Below are 11,879 nucleotides of genomic sequence, written 5' to 3'. Positions count from 1 at the left end.
GGTCGTTTAGCACGCTTTTCTGGCAAGATAACCCTCAAGAGCGCGGCTGTTGTGGCCGAACCGCAGGGCGATGCGTTGTGACCGCCCCGGTTCTCATCTAAGACAATCGCGGATTATCAAAAGACAACTGGATTTGAGACATGAAGATTGCGGTTGCCGGGATCGGCTATGTGGGGCTGTCGAACGCGGTGCTGCTGGCCGGGGCGCATGATGTCACGGCGGTTGATATCTCGCAGGACCGTGTCGAGATGCTCAACGCCCGCCGCAGCCCGATCGTGGATGCCGAGCTCGAGACCTTTCTGCGCGACAAGCCGCTGTCGCTGACCGCCACCACCGACGGGGCCGCTGCCTACCGTGATGCGGATTTCGTGATCGTGGCGACGCCGACCAACTATGACCCCGAAACCAACTACTTCGACACCTCGTCGGTCGAGGCGGTGATCCGCTCGGTGCTGGAGGTCAACACGACTGCCGCGATCGTGGTCAAATCCACCGTGCCGGTGGGCTTTGTCAGCCGTATCCGGCGCGAGTTGGGTAACGATCAGGTGTTCTTCAGCCCAGAGTTCCTGCGCGAGGGCCGCGCGCTTTACGACAACCTGCACCCCAGCCGGATCATCGTCGGTGAACGGTCGGACCGGGCGCGGGTCTTTGCCGACCTGCTGCTGGAAGGGGCGGTGAAAAAGGATGTCGAGGTGTTGTTCACCGACCCCGACGAGGCCGAGGCGATCAAGCTCTTCGCCAATACCTACCTCGCGATGCGCGTGGCCTTTTTCAACGAGCTCGACAGCTATGCCATGGCCGGAGGTATGGACAGCCGCCAGATCATCCAGGGCATCGGGCTCGATCCGCGGATCGGTGACCACTACAACAATCCGTCCTTCGGCTACGGCGGGTATTGCCTGCCCAAGGACACCCGCCAGCTTCTGGCCAATTACGAGGATGTTCCGCAGAACCTGATCCGTGCGATCGTGGATGCCAACAGCACCCGCAAGGATTTCCTGTCCGAACAGATCCTCAAGCACAAGCCGAAGGTCGTGGGGGTCTACCGACTGGTGATGAAGGCGGGCAGCGACAATTTCCGCCAGTCGTCGATCCAGGGCATCATGAAACGGCTCAAGGCCAAGGGGGTCGAGGTGCTGGTGTATGAACCGGTGCTGAAGGAGGAGACCTTCTTCGGCTCCGAAGTCGTCCGCGACCTTGCGGATTTCAAGGCCCGCTCGGAGGTGATCGTCGCCAACCGCGTCACCGGGGATATCGCCGACTGTACCGGGCGCGTGTTCACCCGCGACCTCTTTGGCGGCGACTGAGCGCCCCCCCTTGTTGTTCCGACCGGGCAGCGTCACTATCAATTCACCTTAACCGACCTCTTCTTTTGTACTGGATATCCGCATGAACGCTCCGCTTTCCACCGTGACACCCAACACCTGGGAATTCCTGCGGGACGCGATGATCGCGCCGACGGGGTTTCGCGAATACGACGCCCGCTGGCAGTACCCCGAAGAGATTAACCTGCCCGGCGTGACCGCGCTGGGGCTGGGGCTGGGCACGCAGATGCACCAGCGCGGGATCGAGCCGGTGATCGCGGTCGGCAACGATTACCGCGACTATTCGCTGTCGATCAAGAACGCGCTGATGCTGGGGCTGATGCAGGCGGGGATCACCGTCAAGGATATCGGTCCGGCGCTGTCGCCCATGGCCTATTTCGCGCAGTTCCATCTGGATGCGCCTGCCGTCGCGATGGTGACCGCCAGCCACAACCCCAACGGCTGGACCGGTGTGAAGATGGGATTCCAGCGCCCGCTGACCCACGGCCCCGACGAGATGTCCGAGCTCAAGTCCATCGTGCTGGAGGGCCGCGGCGAGCGCCGCCCCGGCGGCGCCTACGAATTCGTCGAAGGGGTGCGCGAGGCCTATCTTGACGATCTGGTGGGCGACTTCCGGATGACGCGCAAGCTCAAGGTCGTCTGCGCCACGGGCAACGGCACGGCCTCGGCCTTTGCGCCCGAACTGTTCGAGCGTCTGGGGGTCGAGGTGGTGGAAAGCCACAATACGCTCGACTACAGCTTCCCGCATTACAACCCCAACCCCGAAGCGATGGAGATGCTCCACGACATGAGCGCCAGCGTGAAAGCGTCGGGGGCCGATTTTGCACTGGGCTTTGACGGCGACGGCGACCGCTGCGGCGTGGTCGATGACGAGGGCGAGGAAATCTTTGCCGACAAGGTGGGGGTGATCATGGCGCGCGATCTGGCGCGGCTTTACCCCGGGTCGACCTTCGTGGCGGATGTGAAATCCACGGGGCTTTTCGCCTCGGACCCCGAGTTGCAGAAGCACGGCGCCAAGGCGGATTACTGGAAAACCGGCCACAGCCACATGAAGCGGCGCGTGCACGAGCTCGGCGCTCTGGCGGGGTTCGAGAAATCCGGCCACTACTTTCTGGCCGAACCCATCGGGCGCGGATACGACTGCGGGATGCGCGTGGCGGTCGAGATCTGCAAGCTGATGGACCGCAATCCGGATATGTCGATGTCGGACCTGCGCCGCGCGCTGCCGCTGACCTACGCGATGCCGACCCTGTCGCCCTATGCCGCGGATACCGAGAAATACGATATTCTCGACCGCATCGTGGCCAAGCTGGCGGACCTGACGGAACTGGCCGGCCGGCCGGTCAAGGAGGTCGTGACGGTGAACGGCGCGCGGGTGATCCTCGACAACGGATCGTGGGGGCTGGTGCGGGCCTCGTCGAACACCCCCAACCTTGTCGTGGTTTGCGAAAGCGCCGAAAGCGAGGCGGAGCTGCGCGCGATCTTCAAGGGGATCGACGACGTGATCCGCACCGAGCCGGGTGTGGGCGACTACGATCAGAGCTTCTGAGCGCGCCGTCCCTTCCGGTGTCGGGCACCCATGTGCATATCCTGATGGGGGCCTATAACGGCGCGCCGCATCTGCCCGACCAGTTGCGCAGCATCGCGGCCCAGACCCATGCGGACTGGTCGCTGACCTGTAGCGACGACAGCAGCGACAACGGCAGCACCCGCGCGGTGATCGAGGCGTTCGGGGCCTCGGTGCCCCAGGCTGTGACGGTCGTATCAGGCCCTGAACAAGGGTTTTCAGCGAATTTCATGCAGATGATCCGGGATCTGCCGGAGGCGGCGGAAACCGTCGCGCTGGCCGATCAGGACGACCGCTGGCTGCCGGACAAGCTGTCGCGCGCGCAGGCGGCGCTGGCGGCGGCGGCGCCGGAGGTGCCGACGCTCTACTGTGCGCAGGTGCTGTATTGGTGGCCCGACAGGGATGTCACGCGGCAGGGCCCCGCGCGCCCGCGCCCGCCCCGGTTCGAGAATGCGTTGATCGAGAATATCGCACAGGGCAACACCATCGCCCTGAATCCCGCTGCCGCCGCACTTGCGCGGCGCGCGTCCGCGCGCACGGGGGCGGTCTTTGCCCACGACTGGTGGCTCTATTTGCTGGTGCTGGGCGCCGGAGGTCGCGTGATATTCGACTCTGAACCGGCGCTTTTCTATCGCCAGCATGGCGACAACGCGATCGGGGCCGGGCAGGGTATCGCCGCGCAGATCGGGCGCAAGCGGGCGGTTCTGAAAGGCGCCTACGCGGCGCGGATCGACAGCAATATCGCCGCGCTGCGCGCCGTGGACGATCTGTTGACCCCGCAGACGCGCGCCACGCTCGAGCGGTTCGCCCGTGCGCGAAAACAGTCTCTGATACGCAGGATTTCCGCCTTTTGGCGGCTGGGGCTTTACCGTCAGGGGGGGCTGTCGTCGCTGACCTTCTGGGGAGGGGCGGTCCTTGGCCGGGTCTGAGCGTATCCTGCTGGTGGGTGGTGTGGCCAACCTGTCGGGGGTGCCGCGCCATATCAGCCTGCTGGCGCAGGTGCTGTCCGATATGGGGCAGGTCCACGTGGCCAGTGAACCCGACGAGGGCGGATTTGCGCGTCTGGAAGAGGCGGGCGCGCATCACATCGCCGTGCCGGGGCTGCGCAGCGGTCTCAATCCCTTGCGGATGCTGCGCGGGTTGCGCGGGCTTGTGCGGGTGCTGCGCGGGCGCGACTGGCGCGTTGTCTGGCTGCACGCGCGCATGGCCACCCTGCTGGGGCGTACCGCGCTGGCGTTGCGGCTGTGGCGCCCGGCGCCGGGGGCGCATGTGGTGATGACCTACCATGGGCTGCCCTTCGGTCGTGGCCACCGCCCCGGCCTGCGGCGGCTGTCGCGCGGGATCGAAAAGCTGCTGCTCAGCGCCTGTCCACGGCTTGATCTGGTGTTTCTCAGCCCCGGTCAGGCCGACCGGATGCGCAGCGCCATGGGTGCGCGCCGGCTCAGCCGTCACCGTGTCCACATTCTCAGAAACGGCTCTGATCTGGGGGAATTACCCCCGCGCAAGGGACAGCGCCCGGGCCGGACGCTCGTGATGACGGGGCGCAGCGGCTACCAGAAGAACTATGCGCTGGCGGTGCGGCTGTTCGCGCTGCTGCCTGAGGATTGCCATCTGGTGCTGGCAGGGGCGGGCACCGACCGCGCGGATGTGCAGCGCCGTCTGGGCCGTCTGGCCGGACCGCAGGCCGCGGCGCGGATCACCTTTCGCGGCCCCGTGGCGGATGTGCGCCACCTGCTCGTGGAGGCGGACGGCTATATGCTGACCTCGCGCTACGAGGGGGTGCCCATCGGGGCGCTGGAGGCTTTCGAGGCGGGGTTGCCGCTGATCCTGACCGAGTTCGAATCCGCCGCCGATTTCACCGACCATCACCCGCTGGTGCTGCGGCTGGAGATGACCCGCGCCAGCCTGCCGCGCGACGCGGCGGCGGTCAGCGATCTTCTGGACCGTTATATCGCCGGGCGCGAGACCTACGCCGCGCAGATCCGCGCGGCCTGGGCCGCGGACTGGAGCAACAAGGTGTTCGAACGTCAGGCCCGCGCGCTGGTGCGCGCGTGGCTGGGCGGGTAGGGCGGTCGGGACAGCTAGGACACCCGCAGCACTCAGCCGCGCGCGTAGATGTCCTCGTAGCGGATGATGTCGTCCTCGCCGAGGTAGCTGCCGGTCTGGACCTCGATCAGCACCATCGGCACCTTGCCGGGGTTTTCCATCCGGTGCACCGCGCCGAGCGGGATGTAGACGGACTGGTTCTCGCTGATCAGCTTGACCTCTTCGTCCACGGTCACGCGGGCCGTGCCCTCGACGACGATCCAGTGCTCGGAGCGGTGGTGGTGGCTTTGCAGGCTCAGGCTTGCGCCCGGGGTGACGACGATGCGCTTGACCTGGAACCGACCCCCGATCACGAGGCTTTCGTACCAGCCCCAGGGGCGGTAGTCGCGCGGCAGCTGCACCGCTTGGCTTTCGCCTTTTTCCTTCAGCGCGGCCACCGCTTCCTTGACCCGTTGGGCCTGCGATTTCGGGGCCACCAGAACCGCGTCTTTCATGGCGATGGCGATCATGTCTTCCAGACCGATGCCCACCAGTTGCAGCCCCTCGTCCTCCGACCGCAGCAGCGTGTCGGTGCAGTCGATGGCCGTGGCCCCGCGCGAGGTGACGTTGCCTGCCGCGTCGGGGTTGCTTTCCATCCACACCGCGTCCCAGCCGCCCAGATCGGACCAGGCCCCGTGGTAGGGCATCACCGCGAGATTGGAGGCTTTTTCCATGATCGCGTAGTCGATGGAGATCTCCGCGCATCGGGCCCATGGTTCGGGGGCGAGGCGGGTGAACCCCAGATCGGATTGCGCATCCTCAAGGGCCGCGCGCACGCCGGAGAGCGTATCGGGGGCGTGGGTTTCGAAGGCGTCGATCATCGCGCGGGCGGTGAACAGGAAGATGCCCGCGTTCCACAGGAAATTCCCCGCCGCCAGCATGGTCTCGGCGCGCCCGGCATCGGGTTTCTCGACAAAACGGGTCAGCGGTTGCGGGCTTTGTGCATCCGCCTGCGCGCCCGGGGCAAGTTCAAGATAGCCATAGCCGGTTTCGGGGCGGGTCGGGGTGATCCCGAAAGTGACCAGATCACCGGCCTGCGCGCGCGGCACCGCCGCGGTTACCGTGCGGGCAAACCCGTCGCTGTCGGGGATCACGTGATCCGAAGGGGCCACCAGCATCAGCGCCTGCGGGTCGCGCTGCGCCGCCCAGAGCGCTGCGGCCAGCACCGCGGGCGCGGTATTGCGACCCTCGGGTTCAATCAGGATGCCTGCGGGGGCCTGTTCGACCTGTGCAAGCTGCTCGGTCACGATGAACCGGTAAGCATCGCCGGTGACGATCAGTGGGGCTTCGAAATCAGGCCCCGCCATCCGGCGCGCGGAGGCCTGGAACAGGCTCTCGTCGCCCATGACCTTGGCAAATTGCTTGGGGTATGACTTGCGCGACAGAGGCCAGAGCCGCGTGCCGGATCCGCCGCAAAGAAGAGTGGGATAAATCACTGTCTGAAAACCTTTTCGATCTGTACCGCAGAGGCGGGATCGCGAAAACCCTGCTCCGCGCCCGGCACCGATCTACCGCAAGCGCGGCGGTGCCGCCAGATCTGGGGAAAATAAATCCCGCCCTGTGGCTCAGAGAAAGAAGATATCGTCCGCGAAGATCAGCGCCTCGATGTTGACCAGCGTATCGGTGCCTTCGCCGCCGGCGCCGTTGTAGCTGACGGTCGTCGTGGCACCGAAGGTGCTGACCGTATAGGCATCGCGCGCGTGATCGAAGAGGGCATAGTCGAACCCGCCGCCCCCGTCGAGGTAGTCGTCCGATCCCCCGCCGGTCAGCCGGTCGACCCCGCCGTTGCCGTAAAGCGCGTCCTCGCCGTAGAGCCCGCGCAACTCGTTGCGCCCGTGGTCGCCGATGAGGATGTCGTCAAAGCTCGATCCCGTCAGGCGTTCGATCGAGGTATAGAGATCGCGCGCCGCATCGCCGGCGCTGCCGCGCCCGCTGAGCAGCGAGGCCGTGACACCTGCACCCGAGAGTGAATAGGCCACCGTGTCGTAGCCGGATCCGCCGTCGTAGCGGTCCTTGCCGCCGCCCGAGCCGACGAACCAGTCGTAGCCGCCAAGACCGCGGAAATCATCGGCCCCGTCCGAGCCGTAGGTCAGATCGTTGTAGATCGATCCGGTGACCCGCTCGATGCTTTGATAGCTGTCGCCGGCCGCCTGTCCGGCCAGACCCCGGCCCGCACCCAGATCGACGGTGACACCGCTGTCCGACAGCACGTAGGAGATCATGTCGCGGCCCGATCCGCCCTCGTAGATGTCGTGCCCGTCCGAGCCGACGAACCAGTCGTAATTGCCCAGACCCCGCAGCAGGTTGTCGCCCGCATCGCCCTGTATCAGATCACCGTGGATCGATCCGGTGACGTTCTCGATCCCGTCGAGGGTCTTGGTGTCCGCCCCCGAAAGGGCCATGCCGGTTTCCAGATTGACGCTGACCGCCTGCGCCAGATCGAAGAAGCTGACCATATCCTCGCCCGCGCCGCCCAGAACCGTATCGTTGCCCGCGCCGGGGGTCAGCCAGTCGTTGCCGTCGGTGCCCTCGATCCGTTCGGTGACCGGGACGGGATCGACGGCAGGTTCGGGATCGGGGGTCGGATCGGGTTCGGGTACCGGATCGGCCGTGCGGGCATCGGCGGCAAACCCATCGAGTTTCACGTTCGCGGTCTCGACAACCACACGCCCGCTGATCGTCCCGTCGAGCGCGCCGCCCGAGAAGGTGACGTCATAGGCGCCGCGGGCCAGTTCCATCTGGTATCCGCCGCTGTCCCAGCTGGTGGTGACAAAGCTTTCGCCCGCCGCGTTGGTGGCGGTGATGCGCACCCCGCCCAATCCCTCGCCCGCGTCGTAGAACCGGTCGCCATCGGCATCCGCCAGCACCACGCCGACCAGCTGCGGGATTTCACTGAAACGCGCGGCGAAATTCTGCGTCACGACCCAGGGGCCGACCGAGGTGCCCGGATCGTTTTCAGCGATGGCCGCAATCCCGACATCGCTGACCTTTTCCTGAAGGATCGCGATACGGTGGCCCGCGGGATCCTGAATGCCGTGCGGGCCCGCGCCCCAGTCGATGTAGAACCCCGCGTGGCCCTGCACCGGATCGTCGGTATAGGCAAAGACGTTTTCGTACACGATCCGCCAGCCATCGTAACCGGCCGCGTCGAGCCTGCCGCCAAGGCTCGCCTCGCCCGGCAGGCGGTGCGATTGCGTGTCCTGCGCGATCATCTGTTCGGAATGCCCCTGCGCCGCGCGCTTGAGCGCGTCGTCCCACGCCAGTGGCGCCACCGCGTCGAGATCCGCAAGCTGGGCGCGGAAGACGTCGAGATCGACGCCGAAATAGCGCACCGCGTTGGCAATCTCGGGGGTTACACCCGTATCGTCCGGGCCGGTGCCGATCAGGGCTTCGTACTCACCTTGCGGATCGCTCCGCGCGCGGTTGATGAGTTCCAGCATTTCCTGCTCAAAGGCGGTCGGTTTGTACATGCGCGCGCTCCTGGGATCGATCGGCGAAATACAAGGTGTCCGCTCATACCATGGCAATTCTATAGCCTGCAGAGGGCAAGGTTGTGGTGGCTGTGATCCGCGCAGCGGGGGCGGATGGGGCGGCGTAAAACCGCCAAACCCCGGGCTGGCGGCCGAGTTGTGTGAAAAATGATTCAGCCGTCAACTTTTCGACAGAATTTAATCACAACTTAACATTAGGCGTCTGATTTGCAGAGATAAGACTCTAGGCTTCGGCCGAAGCCAATTCACCTCCGGACGCATATTCAAAACAAAAGGCGAGATTCATACGATGGCATTTTTCACTGACGAAAATTCCTTTCTCAAGAACGCGGGCAAGGACTACAGCTACGAACGGTTTTCCGACGGGAGGATGCGTTTCGAAGTACGTCAGGATGATTTCTTCGAAGGGGTTTCGGGAACCGATACCGACAGCGGCGACGAGGCGCAGGGCAAGAACCGCAGCGAGATATCGTCGTTCCGCAGCATGCAGAACGGGCGCGAGTTCACCATCGAGTTCGATGTCTTCGTCGAGGACGGACCCTCCAACACCGCCGACTTTCTCGTGCTGGCGCAGCTGCACCAGACCGAGGACCGCAATGCCTCGGGCGTGCCGACGGATGTCTCCGGCCCGCCCCCGCTGACGGTGCAGATGCGCGGTGACCGGCTCGAGATCGTGGGCCGCACCGATCCCAACAAGAACACCACCGAAACCTCGCTGATCCGGCTGACCGCGCCGGGCTACGAGGACGAGGATACGCTCTATCTCGATACCGATCCGATCGCGCGCGACACCTGGATCAACATGCGCATCGTCGTGGTCTTCGATCACACCGGCACATCGGGACGGCTCGAGGTGCAGCGCGACGGGGTGACGATCGTCGATTATACCGGCCCGATCGGCTATAACGACGACATCGGCCCCTACCTGCAGATGGGTGTCTATCGCGGCAAGACCAGCGGCCCCATTCCCGAGACGACAGCGGCGCAGTTCCGCAACATCGACGTGCTCGCCGACGGGGCGCCCCCGGCGTTCAACGGCACGGCGGGCGACGACGAGATCCTCGCCAACCAGCAGGGCTTCTGGGAGGACGAGACGCTCAACGGCAACGCCGGCAACGACACGCTTGATGGCGGGTTCGGCAACGACACGATGAACGGCGGCTCGGGCGACGACGTCTATCTCGTCAACGAGGCCGGCGATGTCGTCAACGAACGCAGCGGCGGTGTCGACCAGGGCGGCACCGACCAGGTCCGCAGCTTCATCAGCTATACGCTGGGCCGCGACATCGAGAACCTGATCCTCGACTCCCGCGACAATGCCAACATCAACGGTACCGGCAACGCCAAGGCAAACGTCATGCAGGGCAACGCCGATGCCAACACGCTGCGCGGGCTCGACGGTGACGACACCATTCTTGCGGATGGGGGACACGATCAGGTCTTTGGCGACAACGGTGCGGACCGGCTGTTCGGCGCGGACGGCAACGATACGCTGCACGGCGGGGCCTCCAACGATGCGCTCTTCGGCGAAGCGGGCAGTGATGTGCTGAACGGGGGTGACGGCAACGACACGCTCGAAGGCGGTGACGGCGACGATACGATGAACGGGGGCGCGGGCAACGACGATTACGTCGTGACCGAAGCCGGCGACGTGGTGTTCGAGACAGCGGGCAACGGCACCGATACGGTCCGCACCAGCGTCAGCTACGACGGTGGCGCCAACAACGCGATCGAGGTGATCAACGCAAGCAGCCGGTCGATCGCCGGGCGGCTCGATATCGCGGGTGACAATGGCGCCAACGAGGTGCGCGGCACCGATGGGGCGAACCGTCTGGTCCTGCGCGGTGGCGATGACACGGCCTTTGCCTACGGCGGCAACGACAGCGTCAGCGGCGACGGCGGCAACGACTCGCTGCGCGGCGGCGATGGCGAGGACACGCTCGACGGCGGTGCCGGCAACGATACCCTGCGCGGCGAGAACGGCGACGACATCCTGCGCGGTGGCAGCGGCGACGACGAGTTGCGCGGCGGCAGCGGCGATGACCTGCTGGAAGGGGGCGACGGCGCGGACATGCTGCGCGGCGAGGGCGGGATCGACACCCTGCGCGGCGGGGCGGGCGACGACACGCTCTACGTCACCAGCGGCGCCGACCGTGCGGAGGGGGGATCGGGCAACGATACCTACCGCATCTCGGCCGCCGGCGTGCAGGTGATCGAACTGGCCGGTGGCGGTCAGGATACCATCCGTGCCTCGGTCGATATCAGGCTGACGGCGGATTCGGAGGTCGAGGTGGTCCGGGCGCTGGACGAGGCCACGACCAACGACATGGATTTCACCGGCTCCTCGATCGACAACCAGCTGCGCGGCAACGCCGGCGACAACGAGCTTGACGGCAAGGGCGGCGCCGACCTGATGGTCGGCTACGGCGGCAACGACACCTACCATGTCGACAACATCGGCGACCGGATCATCGAGACGGCGGGCGAGGGGCGCGATATCCTGCTGACCGATCTCGACTATACGCTGTCCTCGACCCTGTCGATCGAACTGCTGGCACCCGAAACCCTGTCGAGCACCCGTGCGCAGGTCTTTGGCGGCAACGGCGGCGCCAACCTGATCGTCGGCAACGCGGGCAACAACAGCATCAACGCAAGCGGCGGCAACGATACGATCTACGGCGGGTCGGGCAACGATACGCTGCAGGGCGGGGAAGGCATCGATACGCTGATCATCCACGCGGCCAGCGGTGACGTGGGCGTGGGCGCGGGGGCCACGTCGATCCTGCTGACCCTCGGTACCGGCACCCAGTTCTTCACCAACACGATCGAGAACATCCAGTTCTCCGACACCACGCTGAGCTTTGCCAATCTCGCGGCCCGCAACGGCCAGACGCTGGTCGACCGGGGCATTGCCGGGACGGGCGGGGACGACGTTCTGATCGGCTCCAGCCTCGGCGATCTGATCCAGGCGGGCGGCGGTAACGACTATATCGCGGGCGGCGGCGGTTCGGATACGATCCGTGGTGGCGCGGGCGAGGATGTCGCCGTGATCGAAACCGTCAATCTGGCCGATACCATCGTGCGCAGCGCCACCGGCGGTCTGTTGGTGATCAGCGCGCAGGGCACGGATTTCATCGCCAACGACATCGAGGAGATCGAGTTCGACGACGATATTCTGACCTACGCCCAGCTGGCGGCGCGGATCGACGACGGGGACATCCCGCCGGTCACCGGTACGGAATCGGCGGAGAACGTGAACGGGACGGACCTGTCGGAAACGATCAACGCGGGGGGCGGGAGCGACTGGATCACGCCTGGAGGCGGGTCTGATACGATCGACGGGGGATCTGGCAACGACATGGTGAGCTTTGCGACGCTGGCGGATACGCCGGGCCGGACGCCGGTGACCTA

General features: G+C 65.6%; 7 protein-coding genes. 5 read left to right on the top strand and 2 right to left on the bottom strand.

Annotation, left to right across the window (positions count from 1 at the left end; genetic code table 11):
• The first annotated feature begins 140 nt into the window (after positions 1-140).
• From ABMC89_RS18065 to ABMC89_RS18050, 4 genes are all read left to right on the top strand, one after another.
• A complete protein-coding gene (locus ABMC89_RS18065) occupies positions 141-1,307 on the top strand; it encodes a nucleotide sugar dehydrogenase (RefSeq protein WP_349570472.1) in 1,167 nt (388 codons plus the stop codon).
• A gap of 82 nt (positions 1,308-1,389) precedes the next feature.
• Positions 1,390-2,874: a phosphomannomutase/phosphoglucomutase gene (locus ABMC89_RS18060; protein ID WP_349570470.1), complete on the top strand. Its 1,485-nt coding sequence runs from the start codon at positions 1,390-1,392 to the stop codon at positions 2,872-2,874.
• Positions 2,875-2,891: 17 nt separating this feature from the next.
• On the top strand, positions 2,892-3,821 hold the full coding sequence (locus tag ABMC89_RS18055) for a glycosyltransferase (RefSeq protein WP_349570468.1): 930 nt from the start codon (positions 2,892-2,894) through the stop codon (positions 3,819-3,821).
• A complete protein-coding gene (locus ABMC89_RS18050; RefSeq protein WP_349570466.1) occupies positions 3,808-4,959 on the top strand; it encodes a glycosyltransferase in 1,152 nt (383 codons plus the stop codon). The genes ABMC89_RS18055 and ABMC89_RS18050 overlap by 14 nt, the downstream gene beginning before the upstream one ends.
• A 32-nt stretch (positions 4,960-4,991) precedes the next feature.
• On the opposite strand, the gene ABMC89_RS18045 is transcribed toward ABMC89_RS18050, so the two are convergent.
• Both ABMC89_RS18045 and ABMC89_RS18040 read right to left on the bottom strand, forming a co-directional pair.
• Positions 4,992-6,413, bottom strand: a complete 1,422-nt coding sequence (locus ABMC89_RS18045) for a mannose-1-phosphate guanylyltransferase/mannose-6-phosphate isomerase (protein ID WP_349570464.1) — start codon at positions 6,411-6,413, stop codon at positions 4,992-4,994.
• A 129-nt stretch (positions 6,414-6,542) separates the two neighbouring features.
• Positions 6,543-8,447: a CAP domain-containing protein gene (locus tag ABMC89_RS18040; RefSeq protein ID WP_349570462.1), complete on the bottom strand. Its 1,905-nt coding sequence runs from the start codon at positions 8,445-8,447 to the stop codon at positions 6,543-6,545.
• Between the two features lie 310 nt (positions 8,448-8,757).
• On the opposite strand from ABMC89_RS18040, the gene ABMC89_RS18035 reads away from it, so the two are divergent.
• The coding region (locus tag ABMC89_RS18035) for a heparin lyase I family protein (RefSeq protein WP_349570460.1) at positions 8,758-11,879 on the top strand (3,122 nt) is incomplete at its 3' end.

It is taken from the genome of Sulfitobacter sp. HNIBRBA3233 (assembly GCF_040149665.1).
GTDB classification, from domain to species: Bacteria; Pseudomonadota; Alphaproteobacteria; order Rhodobacterales; family Rhodobacteraceae; genus Sulfitobacter; species Sulfitobacter marinivivus.
The sequence above is the reverse complement of the archived record's forward strand: the minus strand, read 5'-3'. Positions and strand labels throughout refer to the sequence as shown.

Excerpts from the sequence above, each read along its gene's own strand:
- ABMC89_RS18065 (WP_349570472.1), top strand. The coding sequence starts at position 141 with ATGAAGATTGCGGTTGCCGGGATCGGCTATGTGGGGCTGTCGAACGCG.
- ABMC89_RS18060 (WP_349570470.1), top strand. The coding sequence starts at position 1,390 with ATGAACGCTCCGCTTTCCACCGTGACACCCAACACCTGGGAATTCCTG.
- ABMC89_RS18040 (WP_349570462.1), bottom strand. The coding sequence starts at position 8,447 with ATGTACAAACCGACCGCCTTTGAGCAGGAAATGCTGGAACTCATCAAC.